Origin of the sequence: Variovorax sp. (genome assembly GCF_035634955.1) — a bacterium.
Taxonomy (GTDB): domain Bacteria; phylum Pseudomonadota; class Gammaproteobacteria; order Burkholderiales; family Burkholderiaceae_C; genus Variovorax.
Genome location: NZ_DASQBZ010000026.1, coordinates 53,303 through 78,810 on the forward strand (window position 1 = coordinate 53,303; position 25,508 = coordinate 78,810).

Annotated in this window: 21 protein-coding genes; 18 read left to right on the forward strand and 3 right to left on the reverse strand. The window is 69.8% G+C overall.

Features of this window, described 5'->3' with window-relative positions; all coding sequences use genetic code 11:
• The first annotated feature begins 7 nt into the window (after positions 1 to 7).
• From VES41_RS17495 to VES41_RS17535, 9 genes are all read left to right on the forward strand, one after another.
• On the forward strand, positions 8 to 1,210 hold the full coding sequence (locus VES41_RS17495; RefSeq protein ID WP_414719173.1) for an ABC transporter substrate-binding protein: 1,203 nt from the start codon (positions 8 to 10) through the stop codon (positions 1,208 to 1,210).
• Positions 1,211 to 1,255: 45 nt separating this feature from the next.
• Positions 1,256 to 3,211, forward strand: coding sequence for an ABC transporter permease (locus tag VES41_RS17500; protein WP_324819664.1), 1,956 nt, complete (start codon positions 1,256 to 1,258; stop codon positions 3,209 to 3,211).
• A complete protein-coding gene (locus VES41_RS17505; RefSeq protein ID WP_324819666.1) occupies positions 3,208 to 3,972 on the forward strand; it encodes an ABC transporter ATP-binding protein in 765 nt (254 codons plus the stop codon). The genes VES41_RS17500 and VES41_RS17505 overlap by 4 nt, the downstream gene beginning before the upstream one ends.
• The gene (locus tag VES41_RS17510; protein ID WP_324819668.1) at positions 3,972 to 4,706 is read left to right on the forward strand and encodes an ABC transporter ATP-binding protein; all 735 of its coding nucleotides are present in this window, start codon (positions 3,972 to 3,974) and stop codon (positions 4,704 to 4,706) included. Before VES41_RS17505 ends, VES41_RS17510 begins: the two co-directional genes overlap by 1 nt.
• A gap of 26 nt (positions 4,707 to 4,732) precedes the next feature.
• The gene (locus tag VES41_RS17515; RefSeq protein WP_324819670.1) at positions 4,733 to 5,461 is read left to right on the forward strand and encodes a nicotinamidase; all 729 of its coding nucleotides are present in this window, start codon (positions 4,733 to 4,735) and stop codon (positions 5,459 to 5,461) included.
• Positions 5,462 to 5,471: 10 nt separating this feature from the next.
• Complete coding sequence (locus tag VES41_RS17520) at positions 5,472 to 5,948, forward strand: (2Fe-2S)-binding protein (RefSeq protein WP_324819672.1); 477 nt, start codon at positions 5,472 to 5,474, stop codon at positions 5,946 to 5,948.
• A complete protein-coding gene (locus VES41_RS17525) occupies positions 5,945 to 9,733 on the forward strand; it encodes a molybdopterin cofactor-binding domain-containing protein (protein ID WP_324819674.1) in 3,789 nt (1,262 codons plus the stop codon). Before VES41_RS17520 ends, VES41_RS17525 begins: the two co-directional genes overlap by 4 nt.
• A gap of 142 nt (positions 9,734 to 9,875) precedes the next feature.
• The gene (locus tag VES41_RS17530; protein ID WP_324819676.1) at positions 9,876 to 11,078 is read left to right on the forward strand and encodes a fumarylacetoacetate hydrolase family protein; all 1,203 of its coding nucleotides are present in this window, start codon (positions 9,876 to 9,878) and stop codon (positions 11,076 to 11,078) included.
• A 29-nt stretch (positions 11,079 to 11,107) separates the two neighbouring features.
• Positions 11,108 to 11,704, forward strand: a complete 597-nt coding sequence (locus VES41_RS17535) for a DUF502 domain-containing protein (RefSeq protein ID WP_324819678.1) — start codon at positions 11,108 to 11,110, stop codon at positions 11,702 to 11,704.
• A 25-nt stretch (positions 11,705 to 11,729) separates the two neighbouring features.
• On the opposite strand, the gene VES41_RS17540 is transcribed toward VES41_RS17535, so the two are convergent.
• On the reverse strand, positions 11,730 to 13,286 hold the full coding sequence (locus VES41_RS17540) for a YifB family Mg chelatase-like AAA ATPase (RefSeq protein WP_324819680.1): 1,557 nt from the start codon (positions 13,284 to 13,286) through the stop codon (positions 11,730 to 11,732).
• A gap of 175 nt (positions 13,287 to 13,461) precedes the next feature.
• On the opposite strand from VES41_RS17540, the gene VES41_RS17545 reads away from it, so the two are divergent.
• From VES41_RS17545 to VES41_RS17580, 8 genes are all read left to right on the forward strand, one after another.
• The gene (locus VES41_RS17545) at positions 13,462 to 14,286 is read left to right on the forward strand and encodes a TorF family putative porin (protein ID WP_414719169.1); all 825 of its coding nucleotides are present in this window, start codon (positions 13,462 to 13,464) and stop codon (positions 14,284 to 14,286) included.
• 66 nt (positions 14,287 to 14,352) lie between these two features.
• Positions 14,353 to 14,691 carry a P-II family nitrogen regulator gene (gene glnK, locus VES41_RS17550; RefSeq protein ID WP_324819682.1) on the forward strand — a complete coding sequence of 113 codons (339 nt, stop codon included), beginning with the start codon at positions 14,353 to 14,355 and terminating at the stop codon, positions 14,689 to 14,691.
• A 37-nt stretch (positions 14,692 to 14,728) separates the two neighbouring features.
• Positions 14,729 to 16,108 carry an ammonium transporter gene (locus VES41_RS17555; protein ID WP_324819684.1) on the forward strand — a complete coding sequence of 460 codons (1,380 nt, stop codon included), beginning with the start codon at positions 14,729 to 14,731 and terminating at the stop codon, positions 16,106 to 16,108.
• Positions 16,109 to 16,499: 391 nt separating this feature from the next.
• Positions 16,500 to 17,984, forward strand: a complete 1,485-nt coding sequence (locus VES41_RS17560) for a tannase/feruloyl esterase family alpha/beta hydrolase (protein WP_324819686.1) — start codon at positions 16,500 to 16,502, stop codon at positions 17,982 to 17,984.
• A gap of 54 nt (positions 17,985 to 18,038) precedes the next feature.
• Positions 18,039 to 18,965 carry an SMP-30/gluconolactonase/LRE family protein gene (locus VES41_RS17565; RefSeq protein WP_324819688.1) on the forward strand — a complete coding sequence of 309 codons (927 nt, stop codon included), beginning with the start codon at positions 18,039 to 18,041 and terminating at the stop codon, positions 18,963 to 18,965.
• Between the two features lie 88 nt (positions 18,966 to 19,053).
• On the forward strand, positions 19,054 to 20,202 hold the full coding sequence (gene glcE / locus VES41_RS17570) for a glycolate oxidase subunit GlcE (RefSeq protein ID WP_324819690.1): 1,149 nt from the start codon (positions 19,054 to 19,056) through the stop codon (positions 20,200 to 20,202).
• Between the two features lie 18 nt (positions 20,203 to 20,220).
• Positions 20,221 to 21,462, forward strand: a complete 1,242-nt coding sequence (glcF, locus tag VES41_RS17575; protein ID WP_324819692.1) for a glycolate oxidase subunit GlcF — start codon at positions 20,221 to 20,223, stop codon at positions 21,460 to 21,462.
• 126 nt (positions 21,463 to 21,588) lie between these two features.
• Entirely contained in the window at positions 21,589 to 22,143 is a 555-nt protein-coding gene (locus VES41_RS17580; protein ID WP_324819694.1) for a carboxypeptidase regulatory-like domain-containing protein, read from the forward strand.
• Positions 22,144 to 22,162: 19 nt separating this feature from the next.
• Here the strand turns inward: VES41_RS17580 and VES41_RS17585 are convergent, their stop codons facing one another.
• Complete coding sequence (locus VES41_RS17585; protein WP_324819696.1) at positions 22,163 to 22,654, reverse strand: glutathione peroxidase; 492 nt, start codon at positions 22,652 to 22,654, stop codon at positions 22,163 to 22,165.
• Positions 22,655 to 22,694: 40 nt separating this feature from the next.
• A complete protein-coding gene (lplT, locus tag VES41_RS17590) occupies positions 22,695 to 23,999 on the reverse strand; it encodes a lysophospholipid transporter LplT (RefSeq protein ID WP_324819698.1) in 1,305 nt (434 codons plus the stop codon).
• A gap of 155 nt (positions 24,000 to 24,154) precedes the next feature.
• Between lplT and alr the strand changes: the two genes are divergently transcribed.
• Positions 24,155 to 25,246 (forward strand): alanine racemase, encoded by a 1,092-nt coding sequence (alr, locus tag VES41_RS17595; RefSeq protein ID WP_324819700.1) that lies wholly within the window; start codon positions 24,155 to 24,157, stop codon positions 25,244 to 25,246.
• Positions 25,247 to 25,508 lie beyond the last annotated feature (262 nt).

Consider the following 25,508-nt stretch of genomic DNA (forward strand, 5'->3'; position numbering starts at 1 on the left):
AATGAAGATGCGCCTTGTCCTGCGAGCCGTTGCGCTCGCCTCCTTCGCCGCCGCCGTGGCCGCCGCTCACGCGCAGGGCGTGATCAAGATCGGCGAGGTCAACAGCTACAAGGCGCAGCCGGCCTTCCTCGATCCTTACAAGAAGGGCATGGAGCTGGCGGTCGAGCAGGTCAACGCCAAGGGCGGCGTCAACGGCAAGAAGATCGAGCTCGTCATCCGCGATGACAACGCCAACCCGGGCGACGCGGTGCGCGTGGCCGAGGAACTGGTGTCGCGCGAGCAGGTCGACCTGCTCGCCGGCGCCTTCCTGTCCAACACCGGCCTGGCGCTGGCGGACTTCGCCAAGCAGAAGAAGTTCTTCTACCTGGCGGGCGAGCCGCTGACGGACAAGATGACCTGGCAGGGCGGCAACCAGTACACGTTCCGCCTGCGTCCGGGCACCTACATGCAGGCCGCGATGCTGGTGCCCGAGGCCGTCAAGCTCAAGAAGAAGCGCTGGGCCCTGGTCTACCCCAACTACGAGTACGGGCAGTCGGCCGTTGCCGCCTTCAAGACGCTGCTCAAGGCGGCGCAGCCGGATGTCGAGTTCGTCGCCGAGCAGGCCACGCCGCTGGGCAAGGTCGACGCGGGCAGCGTCGTCCAGGCGCTGGCGGACGCCAAGCCCGATGCGATCTTCAACGTGCTGTTCGCAGCCGACTTGTCGAAGTTCGTGCGTGAGGGCAACACCCGCGGGCTGTTCAAGGACCGCACCGTGGTCAGCGTGCTGACCGGTGAGCCCGAGTACATGGATGCGCTCAAGGACGAGGCGCCCAATGGCTGGATCGTCACCGGCTATCCGTACTACGGTATCGACACGCCGGCGCACCAGGCATTCCTGAAGGCGTACGAGGCCAAGTACAAGGACTATCCGCGCCTGGGCTCCGTGGTCGGCTACAGCATGATCATGTCTGCCGTCGCCGGCATCGACAAGGCCAAGAGCACAGACCCCGACAAGCTCGTGGCCGCGTTCAAGGGTCTGCAGGTCGACACCCCCTTCGGCAAGATCAGCTACCGCGCCGAGGACCACCAGTCCACCATGGGCGCCTACGTCGGGTACACCAAGAACGAAGGCGGCAAGGGCGTGATGGTCGACTATGCCTACCGCGACGGCGCCGACGCACGCTTCCAGCCCTCGGCCGAGGAAGTCAAGAAGTCGCGCGCCACCGACTGACGCGGCAAAGACAAGCGAAGCGTTCACCAGGGAGTCGAGGCGCCAATGAGCCTATCCGGTCTGTTCGTCCAGCTGCTCAATGGGCTGGCCTCCGCGTCATCGCTTTTCCTGGTGGCGGCCGGGCTGTCGCTCATCTTCGGCGTCACCCGGATCGTCAACTTCGCGCATGGCTCCTTCTTCATGGTGGGCACCTACGTGGCCTACACGCTGGCCGAGCGGATCGGCGGCGCCGGCTTCTGGGTGGCGCTGCCGCTTGCCGCGCTCGCGGTCGGCGTGCTGGGCGCGGCGATCGAGATGCTGCTGCTGCGGCGCATCTACAAGGCGCCCGAGCTGTTCCAGTTGCTGGCCACCTTCGCGCTGGTGCTGGTCATCAAGGACGCGGTGCTCTACCTCTGGGGGCCCGACGAACTGCTCGGCCCGCGCGCGCCCGGCCTGCGCGGCGCGGTGGAGATCCTGGGCCGTCAGTTCCCGGCCTACGACCTGTTCCTGATCGTCATCGGGCCGGTGGTGCTGGGACTGGTCTGGCTGCTGCTCACCCGGACCCGCTTCGGGACGCTGGTGCGCGCGGCCACGCAGGACCGCGAGATGGTCAGCGCGCTGGGCGTCAACCAGGCCTGGCTGTTCACCGCCGTGTTCGCGCTGGGGGCGCTGCTCGCCGGCCTCGGCGGCGCCCTGCAGCTGCCGCGCGAGCCGGCGCACCTGGAAATGGACCTCAACACCATCGGTGCCGCGTTCGTGGTGGTGGTGGTCGGGGGCATGGGTTCGCTGCCGGGCGCCTACGTCGCGGCACTGCTGATCGCCGAGATCAAGGCCGTGTGCATCTGGCTCGGCGTGGTGGAAATCGCGGGCATCGCGTTCTCGTTCTCCAAGCTCACGCTGGTGGTGGACTTCATCGTCATGGCCGCCGTGCTGGTGTGGCGGCCGTGGGGCCTGATGGGCCGGCCGCAGGCCCCCAGCCGCTATGTCGGCATGCAGGAAGAGCCGTTGCGCCGGGCCGGCAAGGGCTACATCACAATGGTCGCCGTGCTGGCGCTCGTGCTGGCGGCCATGCCGCTGCTGACGGCCGGCTCGCCCTACACCATCGTGCTGCTGATCGACCTGCTGGTCGCCGCGCTGTTCGCCGCGAGCCTGCACTTCATCATGGGCCCGGCGGGCATGCACTCGTTCGGACATGCGGCGTACTTCGGGCTGGGGGCCTACGGCGCGGCGCTGCTGGCCCGCTCGGCGGGGTTGCCGATGGAACTGGCCCTCGTGCTCGCGCCGCTGGTGGCCGGCCTGGGCGCGCTCGTCTACGGCTGGTTCGCGGTGCGCCTGTCGGGCGTTTACCTGGCCATGCTGACCCTGGCCTTCGCGCAGATCACCTGGGCCATCGTCTACCAGTGGGACGACTTCACCGGCGGCAGCAACGGTCTGACCGGCGTATGGCCGGCCGACTGGCTGGCGGACAAGCGCAACTACTACTGGCTGACGCTGGCGCTGGTCGGCCTGGGCGTGTGGGGCCTGCGCCGCATCCTGTTCTCGCCGTTCGGCTATGCCCTGCGCGCCGGCCGTGACTCGGCGTTGCGCGCCGACGCCATCGGCATCGACGTCAAGCGGATGCAGTGGGCCGCCTTCGTCGTCGCCGGCATCGCCGCCGGCGCCGCCGGCGCGCTGTTCGCGTATTCGAAGGGCAGCATCTCGCCCGAGGCCCTGGCGGTCGGCAAGTCGGTCGACGGCCTGGTGATGGTGCTGCTCGGCGGCATCCAGACGCTTGCCGGGCCGGTGGTCGGGGCGTTCACCTTCAGCTGGCTGCACGATACGGTGGCCCGCAACACCGACTATTGGCGCGCCATGCTGGGCGGCATCATCCTGCTGCTCGTTCTGCTGTTTCCGCAGGGCATTGCAGGGTCGGTCAAGCTGCTTGCCGATCGCCTGCGCGGGCGCAAGGACGATGTCGCGGCGGACCGGGCCGGCGAGCAGCCGCTCGACGCCGCCGCGGCGGCGGGGGAGGCGGCGCGATGACACTGCTGCAAGTGCGCGACCTCGGCAAGTCCTTCGGCGGCGTCAAGGCGGTCGATGGCATCACCTTCGACCTCGCGCCGGGCGAACTGCTCGCGCTGATCGGCCCCAATGGCGCAGGCAAGTCGACGACCTTCAACATGGTCAACGGCCAGTTGCGGGCCGACCAGGGCTCCATCCGGTTGTCCGGCACGGAGCTGGTCGGCAGGAAGCCGCGCGAGATCTGGCGCCTGGGCGTCGGCCGCACCTTCCAGATCGCCGAGACGTTCTCGTCGCTCACGGTTGCCGAGAATGTCCAGATGGCGCTGCTCTCGCACGACCGGCGGTTGTTCGCGATGTGGCGCCGCGCGGCCGACCACAAGCGCGACGAGGCGCTGGCGCTGCTCGACCAGGTCGGCATGAAGGCCCAGGCCGACCGCCCGTGCAGCGTGCTGGCCTATGGCGACGTCAAGCGGGTCGAACTGGCGGTCGCCATGGCCAACTCGCCCAAGCTGCTGCTGATGGACGAGCCGACCGCCGGCATGGCGCCAAGGGAGCGCAATGCGCTCATGGCGCTGACCAAGCAGCTGGTGGTCGAGCGCGGCATGGCGGTGCTGTTCACCGAACACAGCATGGACGTGGTGTTCGCCTATGCCGACCGGACCATCGTGCTGGCCCGCGGCCGGCTGATCGCGCAGGGCAAGCCGCTGGAGATCCGCGACCATCCCAAGGTGCAGGAGGTCTACTTCGGCACCGGAACCACGTTCGAGAAGAAGGCCGCGTGATGCGCGACGAGCAGATCCTCCTGCAGACGAAATCGCTGTGCGCCTGGTACGGCGCGGCGCAGATCCTCTACGACGTCGACCTCGACGTGCGGCGCGGCGAAGTGGTGGCGCTGATGGGGCGCAACGGCGCCGGCAAGTCCACCACGCTCAAGGCCATCATCGGCATGCTGGCCCGGCGCCGCGGCGCGGTACGCTTCATGGGCCACGACATCAGCCGCAGCGAGCCGCATGTCGCCGCGCGCCTCGGCCTGGGCTTCGTGCCGGAAGACCGTCGCGTGTTCACCGACCTCACTGTCACCGAGAACCTCGAGGTGGGCCGGCAGGCGCCGCGCCACTGGAGCGACGGCAGCGCCGCGCCGCTGTGGACGCCCGAGCGCCTGTTCAGGCTCTTTCCCAATCTCGGCGAGATGCCCCACCGCCCCGGCGGCCGCATGAGCGGCGGCGAGCAGCAGATGCTGACGGTCGCGCGCACCCTGATGGGCAACCCGTACCTGGTGCTGCTCGACGAGCCGTCCGAGGGCGTCGCGCCGGTGATCGTCGAGCAGATGGCCCACATGATCAACGAACTCAAGTCGCATGGCGTGAGCATCCTGCTGTCGGAGCAGAACATGCATTTCGCCGAACTGGTGTCGGATCGCGCCTATGTGCTCGAGAAAGGGCAGATCCGCTACCAGGCCACGATGGCGGAACTCGCCGCCAACGAGGAAGTGCGGCGCGACTATCTCAGCGTCTAGTTGTCCCCATCCTTCTGGAGCTTCTCATGACCGATGCGCAAGTCCTTTCGCAACGCCGCCGCCTCCTTTGCGGCGCCGCCGCCCTGTCCGTTCTCGGCGCCGTGCCCGCATGGGCCGCCGACAGGAAGATCAAGCCCGGCGCCACCGCGGCATTGATCGTGGTCGATGTGCAGAACTGCTTCATCGACGGCGGGACGCTGCCGGTCAAGGGGGGCGCCGAGGTGGTGCCGGTCATCAACAAGCTGGCCGATGCATTCACCAATATCGTCGTCACGCAGGACTGGCACACCCCGGGCCACGCCTCGTTCGCCAGCACGCACGGCGGCAAGAAGCCGTTCGAGAGCATCAAGCTCGGCTATGGCCAGCAGGTCCTGTGGCCCGACCATTGCGTGCAGGGCACCGACGACGCGGCACTGTCCAAGGACCTGCGCCTGCCGACCGCGCAACTGATCATCCGCAAGGGATTCCACAAGGACATGGACAGCTACTCCGCGTTCGAGGAAGCCGACCACAAGACCGCCACCGGCCTGGCCGGCTACCTGAAGGCGCGGGGCATCCGCACGGTATTCGTCACCGGCCTGGCCACCGACTTCTGCGTGGCCTGGACGGCCATGGATGCGCGCAAGGCCGGCTTCGAGACCTACGTGATCGAAGACGCCACGCGCGCCATCGACCTCAACGGTTCGCTGGCCGCCGCCTGGAAGCAGATGCAGGCCAAGGGCGTCAAGCGCATCAAGTCGTCGGACATCGCCTGACCCGGCACCCATGGCCTTGCTCGCGCTCACCGTGAATGCGCGCGCGGTCGAACTCGACGTGCCGCATGAAGCCAGCCTGCTGCATGTATTGCGCAACGACCTGGCGCTCAACGGCCCCAAGTACGGCTGCGGCCTTGGCCAGTGCGGCGCCTGCACCGTCCACGTGGACGGCGTGGCGGCCCGAGCCTGCGTCGTCCCGGCGCATGGCGTGGCCGGCCGGCAGGTCACGACGCTCGAGGGCCTGGGCGATCGGCGGCACTGGCATCCCGTGCAGCAGGCCTTCGAGCATGCACAGGCCGCGCAATGCGGCTACTGCCTCAACGGCATGGTGATGCAGGCGGCGGCGCTGCTTGCGCGCGAGCCTCATCCGGGCGAGGGGCGCATCCGCGACGAACTGTCGGGCAACCTATGCCGCTGCGGCACTCACGTCGAGATCCTGCGCGCGGTGCAGGCGGCCGCGCTGGCGCAGGGAGACCGTCCGGCGTGAGCGGCCGCGCTGGTCAGCCGCGCTCGCGCGCCGACTTCCTGGCGGCCACCGGTGTGCTGCTGGTGCTGCGGGACTCGCCCGCGCCGGCGGCGCCCGCGCGGGGCCAGCCGTCGGCGGTGCCGCCCAATCCGGCCGAAGGGCCGGAGATCCTGCTGGCCGTGTGGGACGACGGCAGCATCACCGCCCTGAACGGCCACGTCGACCTCGGCACCGGCCTGCGCACGGCACTGGCGCAACTCGTTGCCGAGGAACTCGACGCGCCCTTTGAACGGGTGCACATGGTGCTGGGCGACACGGCCCGCGCGCCCAACCAGGGCGCCACCATCGCCAGCGCGTCGATCCAGGTGCATGCCGCGCCGCTGCGGCAGGCCGCGGCGCAGGCGCGCGCCTGGCTGGTGGAGCGCGCGGCGGAACTGCTCGGCGCCCAAGCCTCGGCACTGCGGGTGCGGTCGGGGCGCGTGGAAAGCGCGGACGGCGCGCACGGCATCGATTTCGCCGCACTCGTGGCGGGCCAGCGCAACGCGCTGCAGCTGGACGCGGACACCCCGCTCAAGTCGTTCGCCGACTACCGCATCGTCGGCACGCCGGTGGCGCGCGTCGACATTCCGGCCAAGCTGGCCGGCGAGACGGTCTTCGTGCACGACATGCGCCTGCCCGGCATGCTGCACGGCCGGGTGGTGCGCCCGCCCTATGCGGGAGCGGACCACGGCGAATTCGTCGGCCGCACGCTCGAGTCGGTGGACGAGTCGTCGGTGGCGCACATCCCCGGCCTGCGCGCCGTGGTGACGATCGGCGACTTCGTCGGCGTCGTGGCCGAGCGCGAGGAACATGCCGAACAGGCCATGCGCGAACTGCGCGTGCATTGGAAGCGCTGGCCCGGCCTGCCGCCCCTCGACGACCTGGAAGGAGCGCTGCGCGCGAAGCCGGCCACGCAGCGCCTTCTTGTGGACGAAGGCGACGTCGACGGCGCGCTGCAGGCAGCCGACCGCCCGATGCCGCGCACCTACCTGTGGCCGTATCAGATGCATGCGTCCATCGGCCCGTCGTGCGCCGTGGCAACCTGGCTGGACCCGGAGGACGGCAGCCGGGCGCGCTTGAGGGTCTGGGCCGGCACGCAGAATCCGCATGTCCTGCGGCGCGACCTGGCGCAGCTGGCCGAGATCGACGAGCTCGCCGTCGACGTGGTTCGCATGGAAGCCGCCGGCTGCTATGGCCGCAACGGCGCCGACGACGTGGCGGCCGATGCCGCGCTGCTGTCGCGCGCGGTCGGCGCGCCGGTGCGGGTGCAGCTGACGCGAGAGCAGGAGCATGCCTGGGAGCCGAAGGGCGCGGCGCAATTGATGCAGGTGCGCGGTGGATTGGATGCCGACGGCGCCGTCGCGGCCTACGACTTCGAGACCTCGTATCCCTCCAACGGCGCGCCGACCCTGGCGCTGCTGCTGACCGGCCGCGTCGCGGCCACGGCGCAGGCATTCGAGATGGGCGACCGCACGGCCCGCCCGCCCTATACCTTCGGCAACCTGCGGGTCAAGGTCAACGACATGGCGCCGATCGTGCGCGCCTCCTGGCTGCGCGGCGTGTCGGCCCTGCCCAATTCGTTCGCCCACGAAAGCTACGTCGACGAGCTGGCCAGTGCCGCAGGCGTCGATCCGGTGGAGTTCCGCCTGCGCCATCTGCACGACCCGCGCGCGGCCGAGCTGGTGCAGGCCACGGCCGACAAGGCTGGATGGCGCCGCCGCACCGGCCCGTGCGAGAACGCCGACGGCGGCCTCGGTCCGGGCGGCGATGTCCTGTTCGGCCAGGGCTTCGCCTATGCGCGCTACGTGCACAGCAAGTGGCCCGGGTTCGGCGCGGCGTGGTCGGCCTGGGTCGCGGACGTCGAGGTCAATCGCAAGACCGGGGAGGTGCACGTGCGCCGCGTGGTGGTCGGGCACGACGCCGGGCTGGTGGTGAATCCTGCCGGTGTCGAGCACCAGGTGCACGGCAATGTCATCCAGGCCACCAGCCGGGCGCTCAAGGAGCAGGTCCGCTTCGCGCCGGCAGCGCCGGTGCAGGGCGCGCAGGCCGATGGCGGCACCGGGCTGGCGCCGCTGCCGGGGCGCTTGCCCGCCGGCGTCGTCCAGAGCCGCGAGTGGGGCAGCTACCCGATCCTCAGTTTCCGCGAAGTGCCGGTCATCGAGGTGCTGCAGATGCCGCGACCGGGCGAGGCCCCGCTGGGCGCCGGCGAATCCGCCTCGGTCCCTGGCACCGCCGCCATCGCCAATGCCATCTTCGATGCCACCGGCATTCGATTCCGTGCGCCGCCGTTCACGCCGGAGGTGGTGCGTGCGGCCTTGAACCCGTTGCCGCCGGCGCCGCCGGCCGGTGGTGGCGCGATGGACGCGCCGCACCCGCCGGGCGATGCAGCCGTATCGGCAGCCGTGCCGTCGCGCGCCGTGCCGCGGGACGCGCCCTGGCCCCGGCGGCGCGCGTGGTGGGCCACGGCCGGCGCACTGCTGGTGGGCGGCCTCGGCGCGGTGGCCGGCCTGTTCGGATGGCGTGCGGCCATCGCTCCGGTGTCGCTCGGCGCACAGGTGTACAACGACGCCACCATCGAGCGTGGCCGCATGCTGGCGGCAGTCGGCGATTGCGCCGTATGCCACACCGCTCCGGGCGGCCAGCGAAACGCCGGCGGCCGGGCCATGGACACGCCGTTCGGCACCGTCTTCAGCACCAACCTGACTCCGGACGCCGACACCGGCCTGGGCCGCTGGTCGTTCAGTGCTTTCCAGCGCGCAATGCGTGAAGGCGTCTCGCGCGACGGCCACCACCTGTACCCGGTGTTCCCCTACACCGATTTCGCCAGGACCAGCGACGACGATCTGGCGGCGCTCTACGCCTACTTCATGTCGCTGCCGCCGGTGCGCGCCCAGACGCCGCCTGCGCAGCTGCGTTTTCCGTTCGGCCTGCGGCCGCTCATGGGGGTGTGGAATGCGCTGTTCCACGACAGCGCGCCCTATGCGCCGCAGCCGGCGCGCAGCGCCGAATGGAACCGCGGCGCCTACCTGGTCGAAGGCCTGGGCCACTGCGGCGCCTGCCACACGCCGCGCAACGCGCTGGGCGCCGAGCGATCCGGCCCGGCCCACCTGTCGGGCGCGACCGTCGACGGCTGGGAGGCGCCGCCCCTGACCGCGCAGGCATCGACATCCGCGGTGCCGTGGACCGCCGATGCGCTCTACGGCTACCTGCGTCACGGCCACAGTGCGCAACACGGCACGGCCGGCGGGCCGATGGCGGAGGTGGTGCGCGAACTGGCATCGGTGCCCGACGCGGACATACGCGCCATGGCCACCTACCTGGCCTCATTCCAAGCGCCGGTGGAGCCGCAGCGCGCCGAAGCGCTGGCGCGCCAGGCGGTGGCGGATGCGCGGCAGCGGCAGCCGGCGCCGGGCGCGGCCCAGCGCCTGTTCGACGGCGCCTGCGCGGCCTGCCACCACGACGGCGACGGCCCGCGCCTGCTGGGGGCCAACGTGCCGCTGGCGCTCAACAGCAACCTGACGAGCGCGCAGCCCGACAACCTGCTCAACACCCTCCTGCAAGGCGTGCGCGAGCCGGCCTCGCGCGAAGTCGGTTTCATGCCGGCGTTCGGCGACGCGCTGGACGATGCGCAGATCGTCGACCTGGCCGCATGGATGCGCGCGCGCTTCGCACCGCAGGCGCCGCCCTGGCGCGACCTGCCGGACCGCCTGCGCGAAGCGCGCGCGAGGCTGCGCCCACCGGCGGCTGGCGCCAAGCCAGGGCCCTGAAGCGCCCCGGCCCGAGCCCGCGCTGGCCCTGCCGATCGCCGCGACGTAGGATGCGCCGGCGTCCTTGCGCGCGTAGGATGCGCGCCACCGCAGAGTCCGGCCGCGCCCGGCGGTGGACAGCCCATTTACTGGAGACGAACGCTTGAATGCACAGTTGACGCCCGATCGCAGCCTTCCCCACGACGCCGAACGCGCGACCCTGGTCGGGCGCCTGTGGCAACCGGGCATGGGCCCGACGCTTGTGGCGGTGCATGCCGGTGGCCTGCACGACCTGTCGCCGCTGGCCGCAACCTGCAGCGAACTGCTCGAACAGGACGGCGAGCCGGCCGGGCGGGTGAACGACGCGCTGCAGTCGGGCCGCGCGCCGCGCATTGCGGGGCTGGCCGAAGCGCTTGCCAACAGCGACGAGGCCCGCCGCGACCTCTCGCGGCCTTGGCTGCTCGCGCCGTGCGATCTGCAGGTCATCAAGGCCAGCGGCGTGACGTTCGTCGAGAGCCTGCTCGAACGCGTGATCGAGGAGCAGGCGCGCGGCGATGCGTCCAAGGCCGAGAGCGTGCGTGCCGCGCTGGTCGGCGTCCTGGGCGACAACCTGGCCGGCATCGTGCCGGGTTCGGAGCAGGCGGCCAAGGTCAAGGAGGTGCTCATTGCCCAGGGCGCATGGTCGCAGTACCTCGAGGTCGGCATCGGGCCGGACGCCGAGATCTTCACCAAGGTGCCGGTGCTGTCGTCGGTAGGCACCGGCGCCGACGTCGGCATCCATGCCAGGTCGGAATGGAACAACCCCGAACCCGAGGTGGTGCTGGCCGTCGACAGCCGGGGGCGCACGCGCGGCGCCGCCCTGGGCAACGACGTCAACCTGCGCGACTTCGAGGGCCGCAGCGCGCTGCTGCTGGGCAAGGCCAAGGACAACAATGCTTCCTGCGCCATCGGTCCCTTCATCCGCCTGTTCGACGCCCACTTCGGCATCGACGACGTGCGCCGCATCACGGTCGGTCTGCAGGTGCACGGCCCCGAGGGCTTCACCCTCGAAGGCGCCAGTTCGCTCACCCGCATCAGCCGCGATCCGCTCGACATCGTCTCGCATGCCATTGGCGCGCACCACGACTATCCGGACGGGCTCATGCTGTTCCTGGGCACCATGTTCGCGCCGGTGCAGGACCGTTTCGGTCCGGGCCAGGGCTTCACGCACGCGGTCGGCGACCTCGTGACGATCGCGGCGCCCGAGCTCGGCGCGCTGGTCAACCGGGTGGTGCACTCCGACCAGGCGGCGCGTTGGGAGTTCGGCATCGGCGCGCTCATGCGCAACCTGGCGCAGCGCGGCCTGCTCGGCGTCGCCCGCAACTGAATCATTCGACCCACCGAAAGGCCCGCGACATGAAGGCGATCTGGAACTTCTTGATCAACACGCTCATCGGCGGCCTGCTCGTGCTGCTGCCGGCCTACCTGGCCATCCTGCTGATCGTCAAGGGGATGATGGGCTTGGTCGAAGTCGCCAAGCCGCTGGTCAAGGTGCTGCCCATCGACACCGACCATCACGCGATCGCCGCGCTGCTGCTGATCATCCTCGCCAGCTTCATCGTGGGCCTTGCGGTGCGCACCTGGCCCGGCCGCCCGCTGGGTCGCTGGCTGGACAAGGGCCTGCTCGACCGCATTCCGGGCTACACCTTTCTGCGCAGCCTGCTGGGCCGCACCTTCGGCGACGAGACCGCCGAGTTCCGCGTCGCGTTCATCGAGTTCGACGACAACACGGCCATCGGCTTCGTCGTCGAGCAGCATGAGGACGGGAACTACACGGTGTTCATGCCGTCGTCGCCCACGCCGTTTTCCGGCACCGTGCTGCTGATGCCGGCGCAGCGGGTCCATTTCGTCGACGTGCCCTTCATGCAGGCATTCAGCTCGATGGCCAAGTGGGGCACCGGGGTGCGCAGCCTGGCGCAGGTGCTGGACCAGCAGCGCGCCCCGCGCGCCTGAGGCAGCCGCGGGCGGCGCGCGGGCGTCACGCCTCGTTCCCGTGGCCACCCGGCCCGCGCCGGTACTGGATGGCTTCGGCCACGTGCGGCGGTTCCACCGCGGCGGCCGCGGCCAGGTCCGCAATGGTGCGCGCCACCTTCAAGGCCCGATGGGTGGCGCGGGACGACCACCCGAATTGCCGCGCCGCCTTGTGCAGCAGCCTGCGCGCATCGTCTTGCAAGGCTGCATGCGTGTCGATGTCCGCGCCCTGCAGGGCCTGGTTGGCATGGCCCTGGCGCGCCAGGGCGCGCCGGCGTGCCTGCTCGACGCGTTCGCGCACCTCGGCGCTGGCCTCGCCGGGCGGCGCATCGAGCAGATCCTGCGGCGCGATGGACGGCACCTCCACGTGCAGGTCGATGCGGTCGAGCAGCGGTCCGCTGAGCTTGCCCTGGTAGCGCGCGACCTGGTCCGGCGTGCACCGGCAGGCCCGCAGCGGCGAGCCGAGGTGGCCGCAGGGGCACGGGTTCATGGCCGCGATCAGCTGGAACCGCGCCGGGAATTCCGAGCGCCGGGCGGCGCGGGCAATGCGGATCTGGCCGGTTTCCAGCGGTTCGCGCAACGCCTCGAGGGCGGCCCGCGCGAACTCGGGGAACTCGTCGAGGAACAGCACGCCGTTGTGTGCCAGCGAGATCTCCCCGGGGCGCGGCGGCGATCCGCCGCCGACGAGCGCGACCGCACTGGCGCTGTGATGGGGCGCGCAGGTGGGGCGGTGCATCCAGCATTCGGGGCGGAAGGTGCCGGCCAGGCTGGCGACGGCGGCGCTCTGCAGCGCCTCGTCCACCTGCATCGGCGGCAGCAGCCCGGCGAAGCGATGCGCAAGCATCGACTTGCCCGAGCCCGGCGGGCCGACCAGAAGCAGGCTGTGCGCGCCGGCGGCCGCGATCTCCAAGGCCCGCTTGACGCCCGCATGCCCCTTCACATCCGCCAGGTCGGGCGGCGCGGCCATAGCCACCGGCGTGCGCGCCTGGGCACGCGCCCAGCCGTCGCCATCGGTGGCGGCGCCTTCGGGCGGCGCCGCGCCCTCGGGCAGGAACTGCGTCACGACGTCCAGAAGGTGGCGGGCCCCGTAGACGGGCGCATCGGGCACCAGCGCCGCCTCGCAGGCGCTGGCCATTGGCAGGACCAGCCGCGCCGGCGCACCGCCGGCAGCCGGACGCGTGAGCGCCATGGCCAACGCACCGCGCACCGGCCGCAGCTCGCCCGAAAGTGAGAGCTCACCTGCAAACTCCCATCCGGCCAGTCGGGCGGCATCCACCTGGCCGCTGGCGGCCAGGATGCCCAAGGCGATCGGCAGGTCGAAGCGCCCCGAATCCTTCGGCAGGTCGGCCGGCGCCAGGTTGACCGTGATGCGCTTGTTGCTGGGAAATTCCAGCCCGGCGTTCTGGATGGCGCAGCGCACCCGTTCGCGCGCTTCCTTGACCTCCACATCTGCCAGCCCGACCAGCGTGAAGCTGGGCAGGCCATTGGCCAGATGCACCTCGACGGTCACCTGCGCCGCTTCCAGGCCCAACAAGGCGCGGCTTTGCACCAAAGACAAGCTCATGTTCCTCCCTTTCACCAAGATGGTGCATCCATCTTCTCTTCGCGGCGCATGGCCGCTGCATTTCCCGAATGATCCAGTTGCGTGCTGCCTCGTCCCTGAAAGGCCTTGACACACTTTGGCACGCTCCCTGCTTTGGGTGGTCAACCCACTTAAACGCACCGAGGAGCCTTCCCAAATGATGCACCGCAAAACCGTTCTGGCCGGCACCGCGCTTGTCGCTGCCGTGTCGCTGGCGCCGCAGATCGCGGCAGCACAGGCGGCGGCCGCGCCCGAGCCTTCGCCGCTGACGGCGAACGTCACCCTGACCAGCCTGTACAAGTTCCGCGGCCAGGACCAGGACGTGCTGGGAAGCAACGGCAACTTCAAGACCTCGAGCGTCAAGCCCGCGCTGCAAGGCGGCTTCGACTACGCACATTCGAGCGGGTTCTACGTCGGCAACTGGAACTCCAGCGTCGGCTGGCTCGATGGCAACAGCATCGAGAGCGACCTTTACGGCGGCTTCAAGTTCCAGGGCGGCCCGATCGCCTGGGACGTGGGCGTGCTCGGCTATATCTATCCCGGCGCCACCGCCGGCAACACGGTCGAGATCTACGGCTCGGGCACGTACGACACCGGTGTGGCAGGTGCCTTCACCGCCAAGTATTCGCACACCGTGTCGGACGACTATTTCAACTACGCCGGCAACGACGGCGGTTCCGGCCTGAAGGGCACCAACACCGGCTACTTCAACCTGGCCTGGGCAATGACCGTCGCCGGCAACGTGACGCTCAAGGCGGCCGTTGGCTACACGCACCTGTCGTCCGACATCCGCGGCCTGGGCTACCCGAGCTTCTACGACTACAGCGTGGGCGCGGCCTACGACTTCGGCGGCGGCCTGTCGCTCGGCGCGATGGTGCAGGGCGCCAGCGACACGGGCGCCTACGAGGTCACCGGCGCCGACGGCAGAACCGTCAGCCCGAACAAGGCCCGGTTCATCGTGGCGCTGACCAAGACGCTGTAATCAAGAGCCCCGGCGCGGCCGCCTCGACGCCGCCGCGCCGGAACGACCATTCCAAGGAGTCAAACCATGAAGCTGATCGCAGCCATCATCAAACCCTTCAAGCTCGACGAGGTGCGAGAGGCACTGTCGGCCATCGGCGTGCAGGGCATCACCGTCACCGAGGTCAAGGGCTTCGGCCGCCAGAAGGGGCACACCGAGCTGTACCGCGGCGCCGAATACGTCGTGGACTTCCTGCCCAAGGTGAAGATCGAGGCGGCGGTCTCCGACGACCTGGTCGACCGCGTCATCGAAGCGGTGGAAACCTCGGCGCGCACCGGCAAGATCGGCGACGGCAAGGTTTTCGTCTACGACCTGGAGCAGGTCGTCCGCATCCGCACCGGCGAGACCGGGCGGGAGGCGCTCTGATTTCGCACATGCCCAGCAGGCACGAAAGAACTCTCAAATGAAGAAGCTGCTCATTTCCCTCGCGCTCGGCCTGAGCGCGCTCCTGGCCGGCGTACCCGGCTATGCCCAGACACCGGCGCCGGCGGCCGAAGCCCCCGCCGCCGCTGCCGCCGCCGCGCCTGCCGCCGAGGCACCCGCTGCCGCGCCTGCGCCGAAGGTCGACTCCGGCGACACCGCCTGGATGCTGACCTCCACGCTGCTCGTCATCCTCATGACCATCCCCGGCCTGGCCCTGTTCTACGGCGGCCTGGGTCGCAGCAAGAACATGCTGTCGGTGCTCATGCAGGTGTTCGTGATCTTCTCGCTGATCTCGATCCTGTGGGCCCTGTACGGCTACAGCCTGGCCTTCTCGGGCGAGGGCAAGTTCTTCGGCGGGCTGGACAAGATATTCCTCAAGGGCGTCTCGCAAGAGACCTTCGGGGCGCTGACCACGATTCCGGAGTACGTCTTCCTGGCGTTCCAGGGCACCTTCGCGGCCATCACCGTGGCGCTGATCGTCGGCTCCTTCGCCGAGCGCGCCAAGTTCTCCGGCGTGCTGCTGTTCTCGGTGCTGTGGTTCACCTTCAGCTACGTGCCGATCGCCCACATGGTGTGGGGCGGCGGCCTGCTGGGCGCCGACGGTGCGCTCGACTTCGCCGGCGGAACGGTGGTCCACATCAACGCCGGTGTCGCCGGCCTGGTCGGTGCCTACGTCATCGGCAAGCGCATCGGCTTCGGCAAGGAAGCATTCACGCCGCACTCGCTGACGCTGACGATGGTCGGTGCCTCGCTGCTGTGGGTCGGCTGGTTCGGCTTCAACGCCGGTTCCGCCGGTGCCGCCAACGCCAACGCCGGCCTGGCATTCGTCAACACGGTGCTCGCCACCGCGGCCGCCACGCTGGCCTGGAGCCTGGGTGAAGCCATGCACAAGGGCAAGGCCTCGATGCTGGGTGCCGCCTCCGGTGCCGTCGCCGGCCTGGTGGCCGTGACGCCGGCCGCCGGCTTCGTCGGCCCGATGGGCTCGATCGTTCTGGGCCTGCTGGCCGGCTTCGTCTGCCTGTGGGGCGTGGGTGGTCTCAAGCGCATGCTGGGCGCCGACGACGCGTTCGACGTGTTCGGCGTGCACGGCGTGGGCGGCATCCTGGGTGCCATCCTGACCGGCGTGTTCGCCTCGCAAAGCCTGGGCGGCACCGGCGGCCTGACGCCCGACACCTTCGCGATGGGCGCCCAGGTGTGGGTGCAGATCAAGAGCGTGCTGGTCACGATCGTCTGGTCCGGCGTGATTGCCTTCATCGCCTACAAGATCGCCGATCTGACCGTCGGCCTGCGCGTCAGCGAGGAAGAAGAGCGCGAAGGCCTCGACATCACGTCGCACGGCGAGACCGCCTACAGCCGCTGAGCGGCGCGCCACAAGTTTCGTATCGCAAGTCTCTCCCTTGGATGTTCGGCCCGCAAGAGCTTCGGCTCGAGCGGGCCTTTTTTTTGGGCATTCACGGACTGCCGGGGCGGGCGGCTGGCAGCCTAGGGTAATTCCTCTGAGTTCGCGGCGTACGTCTGCATAAGCTGCGCTTCACCATACATAAATGTATGGATTGATGCGCCGATACCCGAGCTGGCGTCGTGCCAGATCTGCGGACATGTACAACAACCACGGAAGCAGCATGAGACAAGCAACGCCACTGGCCAGATATCTCCCGCTCGCATTGGCCGCCTCGCTGGCGGCCTGCGGCGGCAGCGGACACGACAATACACCTTCGAATGGAAACGACGGGCCCGAGCCTCCCGCCAGCATGACGTTCGCGCAGCGCTGCGCACAGTTGGCCGGCAAGGACGTCGCGCCCGGAAGCATCACCTCGACCGAGGTACTCGAGGCGACGAGCGGCCAACCCCAGACCTGCGTGGCGATGGGGGAAATCGTTTCATCGCCGACGTCCACGATCCAGTTCCGCGCCGACCTGCCGGAGGACGCTTCGTGGAACACCAAGCTGGTCCAGATGGGCGGGGGCGGGTACAACGGCGTCATCCGCCCGCCGGAGATGATCGACGGTCTTGCCGGCGGCAACATCCGCGCGCTCGGCTACGCCGTCATCTCCAGCGATTCGGGCCACCAGGATCCCACGGGTGATTTCAAGTTCGCGCTCGGCAACCCGAGCGCCCTCGACAACTTCGCCTTCAACGCGCATCCGCAGTTGCTCAAGGCGGGCCTGGCAACGCTCCAGGCGCTGTATGGCGCGGCGCCGTCGAGAAAATACTTCGTGGGCATTTCCACGGGCGGGCGCGAGGCTCTCCTGCAGGCCCAGCGTTTTGCCGACAGCTACGACGGCATCGTGGCCGGAATGCCGGTGGTGGACTACAGCATCGTCAACCAGAAGGGCATCGCCATCGCGCAAGCCGCATTCGCCAATGGCGGGGCTGGCTGGCTCAACCCGGCCAAGGTCAAGCTTTTCGACTCGGCGCAGCTCGCCGCCTGCGACGCGCAGGACGGGCTCGCCGACGGCGTCATCGCCAACACCGCGGCTTGCCAGTTCGATGCGCAGGCACTGCGCTGCCCGGGCGGAGCCGACAGCGGAGATACGTGTCTGTCGGATCCCCAGTTGGCCACGGTCGAACTGATGCGCACGCGCACGAGCCTGCCGGCGCCGGTTGCCAATGGCATCGCGACGGCGGCACCGTTGGGTGTCGGCGGCGAAGCCTCCGCGCTCGGGTGGAGCGTCATGCAGCTTGGCATGTCGGGCACGACGCCGGCCAGCGTGGAGTTCAATTTCGCCAACGGCTACCTGAAGTACGGCGTGACCTCCAGCCCGACCACCGACCTGCTGAGCTACGTTCCCGGAACGTATGCGCAGCAATGGCTCGCCCTTTCCGACAAGGTCAATGCCACGAACCCCGATCTCGGTGCGTTCGCCGACAAGGGCGGCAAGCTGATCCTGTTCCACGGGACGTCGGACCATCTGGTGCCACCGGCCTATTCGAGCGACTACTACGCAAGCGTCGTCGACCGGCTGGGCCAGGCCAGGACCGACTCCTTCATGCGCTTCCACATGCTCGCCGGCGTCGGGCACACCGGATCGGGTTACCTCTTCAACGCGCTCGCCGCGCTCGACGGCTGGGTTGAAAAAGGGCAGGCGCCGCAGACGCTGATCAGTGCCAGCCTGGCGGCGGACAACAAGACGATCGTGTCCTCCCGTCCTGTCTGCCGGAACCCGGCATGGGCCAGGTACAACGGCTCGGGCGATGTGAATTCCGCAGCCAGTTTCGTCTGCGCCACTTCATAGGACGCATAGGACGGCGCGGCCCATCGCGCGCTTGGCGAAGCCACAATGGAGGCCATGTGGCAAACCCTGGACTCATCCGTCAGCGAACTCGGCGAATCGCCTTTCTGGCATCCGCACGAGCAATCGCTCTACTGGGTCGACATCCCCGGGCGCGCGCTGCTGCGCACGCGCGGCCGGCCCGGCGCGGGCCACCGTGTGGAGCGCTGGGCGCTGCCGAGCGAGCCCGGGTGCGCCGCGCCGGCGCGCAGCGGCGGGCTGGTGGTTGCGCTGCGCGATGGCATCTATCGCGCGCGCACCTGGGGCGGCGAACTTCAGCAGATAGTTCGCGCCGATCATGACGTGCGCACCATGCGCTTCAACGACGGCAAGTGCGACCCGCTGGGCCGCCTGTGGGTCGGCTCCATCAACGAGGCCAAGGACGCGGCCAGCGCCGCGCTCTACTGCCTCGACGCGCGCCCCGGCGCTGCCGCCGGCGCGCCCCGCCTGGTGCGCATGCTCGACGGCGTGACCACCGCCAACGGCCTGGCGTTCTCGCCGGACGCGCGGCGTCTCTATTGGACCGACACGCCGACTCATGCGGTGCGCGCCTGGGACTGGGACGCACAGTCCAACCGGCTCACGAACGAACGCGAGTTCGCCCGCTTCGCGCCCAAGGCGCCGGGCTGGCAGCCCGGCGCGCCCTACGGCGGCCGGCCCGACGGGGCCGCCGTCGATGCGCAAGGCCGCTATTGGGCCGCCATGTACGAGGGCGCCCAACTCGTGTGCATGGAGCCGGACGGGACACTGTCGCGGTCGCTGCCGGTTCCGGCCCAATGCCCGACCATGCCCTGCTTCGGGGACGAGGACCTGTGCACGTTGTTCGTCACCACCGGCCGCCATGGCCGTGCAGCCAACGAGCTGGCGCGCCTGCCGGCGTCCGGCAGCGTGCTGTTCGCGCGCGTGGACGGGCCGGGCCGCCCCGTGGACTTCTTCGACGACTAGCGTCCGGGCTGCCCCTCGCCGGCGCTCGATCGATCGCCATTGGCGGCCGCGACCCAGGCGCCTGCCCGCCGGCGCTACCATCGGGCGCATGCAATCCGCCCCGGGCCAGGCGCCCCACGATCTCGACCCGCTCATCGAACGCATCCGCGATGCCGCCGCGCGCGGCGTTCCCCTGTGCATCCGCGGCGGCGGCACCAAGGACTTCCTCGGCGGCACGATCGAGGGCGAACTGCTGGACCTGCGCGAACTCGCCGGCATCGTCAGCTACGAGCCCAGCGAGCTGGTCGTCACCGTGCGCGCCGGCACCCCGCTGGCGCAGCTCGAGGCGCTGCTGGCGCAGCAGGGCCAGTGCCTGCCGTTCGAGCCGCCGCGCCACGATGCCGTGGCCGAAGGTGCGCCGCTGGCCGGCACCGTGGGCGGCATGGTGGCCGCCGGGCTGTCGGGGCCGGCGCGCGCGAGCGTGGGCTCGGTACGCGACTATGTGCTCGGCGCCGGGCTGATCAATGGCCGCGGCGAGCACCTGGCGTTTGGCGGGACGGTGATGAAGAACGTGGCCGGCTACGACGTCTCGCGCGTGCTGGCCGGCTCCATGGGCGTGCTCGGCGTGATCACCGAAGTGAGCCTGAAGGTGCTGCCGGTGGCGCCGGCCGAAGCCACGCTGGCCTTCGCCTGCAACCAGACCGAAGCGTTGCGCCGCCTCAATGCGTGGGGCGGCCAGCCGTTGCCGCTCAACGCCAGTTGCTGGGGCGAGCAGGACGGCCAGGGCTGGCTGCTGCTGCGGCTGCGTGGTGCCACCGCCGCGGTCGAGGCGGCCTGCCGCCAGCTGGGCGGCGACCGGCCAGAGGCGGCGCAGGCCGCAGCCAGCTGGACCGCGCTGCGCGACATGCAGCTGCCTTTCTTCGCACTCGCGCCCGGGCAGGAGCTGTGGCGGGCCAGCCTGCCGCAGACCGCGCCCGCGCTCGCCTTCGACGCGCCGCCGCCGCTGGTCGAATGGCACGGCGGTCAGCGCTGGTACGTGCTGCAGGCCGGACAGGGTCGGCGCCTGCAGGACCTGGCCGTCAGCGTCGGCGGACGTGCCACCCGCTTCGCGCGCGCCCCCGGAGAGGCGCAAGACGCCGCGCCGGCGCTCTCGCTCGACAGCCTCGATCCTCCGCTGCGCCGCATTCACGAGGCGCTCAAGCGCGAATTCGACCCGCAAGGCATCTTCAACCGCGGCCGGCTGCTCGGCGGTCTCTGACAACCGGATTTCCTCCTCATGCAAACCGAACTCGCACCGGAATTCCGCGACACGCCCGAAGGCGCCGAGGCCGAAGCCATCCTGCGCAAGTGCGTGCACTGCGGCTTCTGCACCGCCACCTGCCCCACCTACCAGATCCTGGGCGACGAGCTCGACGGGCCGCGCGGGCGCATCTACCTGATCAAGCAGGTGCTCGAAGGACAGGCGCCCACCCGCGCGACGCAGCTGCACCTGGACCGCTGCCTGACCTGCCGCAATTGCGAAAGCACCTGCCCCTCCGGCGTGCAGTACGGCCACCTGGTCGACATCGGACGCAAGGTGGTCGACGCCAAGGTGCCGCGCCCGGCGGGCCAGGCGGCCGTGCGCTGGGCTCTCAAGGAGGGGCTGCCCTCGCCGCTGTTCGGCCCGGCGATGGCGGTCGGCCAGAGCGTGCGCGCGCTGCTGCCGGGCGCGCTTCGCGCCAAGGTCCCGCCGCGGCAGGATGCCGGCCGCTGGCCCCGGCGCAGCCATGCGCGCAAGGTACTGACACTGGCCGGCTGCGTGCAGCCCGCCATGGCCCCCAACATCAACAGCGCCACCGCGCGCGTGCTCGACGCCGCCGGGGTCGAGTGCGTCACCGCGCCGCAGGCGGGCTGCTGCGGCGCGGTCAAGTTCCACCTCAACGACCAGGACGGCGGCCTGGCGCAGATGCGCGCCAACATCGATGCCTGGTGGCCGCTGGTCGACAGCGGGGCGGTCGAGGCGATCGTCATGAACGCGTCGGGCTGCGGGGTCACCGTGCGCGAGTACGGCCACCATCTGAAGGACGACCCCGCATACGCGGACAAGGCCGCGCGCGTCAGCGCGCTCACCCGCGACCTGAGCGAGTTGCTGCCCGAACTGGCGCCGTTGCTGGCCGAGCGGGTCAAGGCGCCCGAGGGGACCATCGCCTATCACCCGCCATGCACGCTGCAGCACGGCCAGAAGCTGCGCGGCGGCGTCGAGCAGCATCTGCGCGCGCTCGGCTTCGACATCCAGGTGGCCCGCAACGAATCGCACCTGTGCTGCGGCTCGGCCGGCACCTACTCGGTGCTCCAGCCGGAGCTGGCCTACCAGTTGCGCGACCGCAAGCTGGGCCATCTCAACCAGTTGCAACCGCGGCAGATCGTGTCGGCCAACATCGGCTGCATCACGCACCTGCAAAGCGGCAGCCCCGCTACGCCGGTGCGTCACTGGATCGAATTGCTGGACGAGGCGTTGCAGCCGGCCGAGCCGCGCTGACCCCGCCACGGGACCGGGTCGCAGCGCACAGCAGCCGTGGGTGCCGTCCGACGCGACGCAGCGTCACGGCGGCGCACGATGTGGATCCGATCCTGTTGCTCCGAAGGGGCGCATATGACAGCAGCAATGCGAATCGAATGGCGGCGTTGGGCGGCGGCGGCCGCGTGCAGCGTCGCCGGCTTGGCATGGGCGCAGCCCGCCCCGGTGACCATGCCGGCAGAGAAGGTCAAGCCGGAGCCCGCAGCCGTTCCGTCCGGCAGCCCCGGTGCGCCGGTCCCCGCAACCGTCCCGGTCGACAGCACCGGCACGCCCATGCCCGCGACGGCCCCGCCACCGGGCACGCCGGGTGGCGACGGCGGCCCCTTGGTGCGCACCGACATGCGCCACAAGTGCGGCGGCATCGGCAGCGACGAGTCCGACGCGATGCGCGCGCAAATGAAAGATCATCCGCTCGCGCTGCTGATGGCCAAGGAGGGCGGCGCCTATCTGGCCGACATCGATGTGACCATCCAGGGCGGCGGCAGCCAGCCCGCCATGGTGTTTCGCGCCAGCGGGCCCGTGTGCCTGATCGACCTTCCGCCCGGCACCTACCAGGTGCAGGCCAGCAAGGGCGGCGTGACGCGGCGCGAATCGGTCACGCTCGGAAGCGGCGCCAAGACGGTGAACTTCCGGTTCCCATGAGGGGCAGGGCGCTCCGCGCTCAGCCCGCCGTCGCCGCCAATGCCGTCTCGATATCGGCGGCGAGCGACTCCGGCTTGTCGAGCGGTGCGTAGCGCCGCAGTACCTGACCGTCGCGCCCGACGAGGAACTTGGTGAAGTTCCACTTGATCGCGCTGACCAGCAGCCCTTTCTTGCGCGACCTGAGCCATTGGTACAGCGGGGCTGCGCCCGGACCATTCACTTCCACCTTGTCCATCATCGGGAAGCTCACGCCGTAGTTCTGCGCACAGAAGGCGCCGATCTCGGCGTTGGTCCCCGGGTCCTGGTGGCCGAACTGGTTGCAGGGAAAGCCCAGCACCGTCAACCCGCGCCCGGCATATTGCCGGTGGAGTTGCTCGAGACCCGCAAACTGGGGCGTGAAGCCGCACTGGCTTGCGGTATTGACGATCAGCAGCACCCGCCCGCGGTACGCCGACAAGGGCGCGGGCCGGCCGTCGATGGTGCGGGCTTCGAAGTCGTAGACGCTGGTCATGTCGGTACCTCGTGGCGCCGGCGACGTGCGGCGCGCCGCCTCAATGATGCTTGTCGCTGCGGGCGATGGCCAGCAGGTGTTCCAGCTCTTCCGGGTAGCGCCGCATGTTGTTCATGTGCCATCGCTTGATCAGCCACATGACGCCCGCCACCACGAGGCCGAAGGCGGAGATCGCCCCGTACGCCGACAGCCCCAGGCCGGTGCAGGCGCTGTAGAAGGCGCCCAGCAGGAGGATGCAGGCCTGCTCGTTGAAGTTCTGCACCGCGATCGACCGGCCCGCGCCCATCAGGTTGTGGCCGCGGTGCTGCAGCAGCGCATTCATCGGCACCACCAGATAGCCGCCCAGTGCGCCGAGCAGCACCAGGAACGGAATCGCCACCCACACGTTGCGGATGAGGATCATCGCGATCACCAGCAGGCCCATGGTGATGCCCATGGGAATCACGCTGGTGGCGCCGTCCAGCCGCATGCGCACCGACGCCACCACGGCGCCGATGGCGGTGCCGATGGCCACCACGCCGGTCAGGGCGGAGGCCTGCGAGGTGTTGTAGTCCAGCGCCAGTGCGGCCCAGGCGAGCACGATGTACTTGAGGTTGCCGCCGGCGCCCCAGAACAGGGTGGTGGTGGCCAGCGAGATCTGGCCCAGCTTGTCGCGCCACAGGCGTGCGTTGCAATGCCAGAAATCGGGCAGCAGCGCGGCCAGGTTGCGCACCATCGAGTGGTTCGGGTTGGCGCGCAGCGGCCGCATTTCCACGCCGGTGTGCGGAATCCGGGTGTTGAACCATGCAGCCAGCGCGTAGACGGCGATCAGCACCGAGATGGCGGCTGCGGGCGGCGTGTCGATGCCCGTGTCGATCAGCGGGAGGTCGATGCCGAGCAGGGCCGAGGACACGGCGTGCCCCACCAGCACTCCGCCCAGCGCCAGCCCGAGGATGATCGAGGCAATGGTCAGCCCCTCGATCCAGCCGTTGGCCTTGACCAGCTGCGACGCCGGCAGGAGCTCGGTGAGGATGCCGTACTTGGCCGGCGAGTAGGCGGCGGCGCCCAGGCCGACGACGGCGTACGCGGCCAGCGGATGCGAGCCGAACAGCATCATCAGGCAGCCGACCACCTTGATGGCGTTGCTCACGAACATCACGCGGCCCTTGGGCAGGGCGTCGGCAAAGGCGCCCACCAGGGGCGCCAGCATGACGTAGAAGACCGCGAAGATCGGCACCAATGCGGCGCGTTGCCATTCGGGTGCGCCGGCCCCGCGAAGCAGTTCGACCGCCGCCACGAAAAGCGCCTGGTCGGCCAGTGACGAAAAGAACTGGGCCGACATGATGGTGTAGAAACCGCGCTTCATCGATAGGTCATGCAGGCCTGAGGTTCTTCTTGGGCGACGGAGTGCGGTCCCGGCGAGAGATGTGCGGTTATAGCATGGGGGTGCCATGCCAAAATGACCCGCAAACACCCAGTCATGTTGGGTATTTCCCTGTACACCTGCCAACCGGAGCCGACGTGCCACGCCCGATCCTCGCCACCATCCACCAAGCCGGACTTCGTCACAACCTGGACCGGGTGCGCCGGTCCGCGCAGGAGTCGCGCGTGTGGGCGGTGGTCAAGGCCAACGCTTATGGGCACGGCATCGAGAACGTCTACGAGGCCTTTCGCGCGGCCGACGGCTTCGCGCTGCTCGACCTGGACGAGGCGCAGCGCGTGCGCGCGCTCGGCTGGCGCGGGCCGGTGCTGCTGCTCGAAGGCGTGTTCGAGGCACGCGACCTGGAGCTGTGCTCGCGTCTCGATTTATGGCACGCGGTGCACTGCGACGCCCAGATCGACATGCTGGCGGCGCACAAGACACAGGCGCCGCACCGCGTCTTTCTCAAACTCAACTCGGGCATGAACCGCCTGGGCTTCACGCCGGCGCGCTACCGCACCGCCTGGACGCGCCTCAATGCCTTGCCGCAGGTGGGCGAGATCTCGTTGATGACGCACTTCAGCGATGCCGATGCGCCGCGCGGCATCGCCCAACCGCTGGCCGCCTTCGAGCAGGCCACGCAGGACCTGCCCGGCGAGCGCTCGCTTGCCAACAGCGCCGCCATCCTGCGTCACGCGGGCACGACCCGCGCCGACTGGGTGCGCCCCGGCATCGTGCTCTACGGCAGCGCGCCGGACTATCCCGAGCACGACGCCGCGCATTGGCAGCTCCAGCCGGGCATGACGCTGGCCACGCGGCTGATCGGCGTGCAGGAACTGGCCGTCGGCGACACCGTCGGCTACGGCTCGCGCTTTACCGCCGAGACGCCGATGCGCATCGGCATCGCCGCCGTAGGCTACGGCGATGGCTACCCGCGCCATGCCGGCACCGGCACCCCGGTCCTCGTCGACGGTGTGCGCACGAGAACCGTGGGCCGGGTCAGCATGGACATGACGGCGGTGGACCTCACCCCCGTGCCCGGCGCCGGCATCGGCAGCGAGGTGACGCTGTGGGGCAGGGCAGACAACGGCGAATGGCTTTCCATCGACGACGTGGCGCAGGCCGCCGAGACGGTCGGCTACGAACTCATGTGCGCCATCGCGCGGCGGGTGCCGGTGGCGGTGGAAGCCTGAGAGGCAGCGCCCGGGCGGTGTGGGCCAAGCCGTGACGGATGCTCTCGCGGCCGACGCGAGGGCCCATTGCACGTCGATCAGGAAGTAGTCTTGCAACGAAGGGCGTTCAAGCTCGGCCCATCCAGAATCGACTATTGCTGTCGCGTTTCGCGCGACTGCGCGCAAGCGCATTCAAGTCGGCTTGCGCTATCCAACAGCTCCACGAAGCAATACGCTTGCCGCGTGGTGGATATGCGCCACAGGACAAGCAAGCGTCGAGACA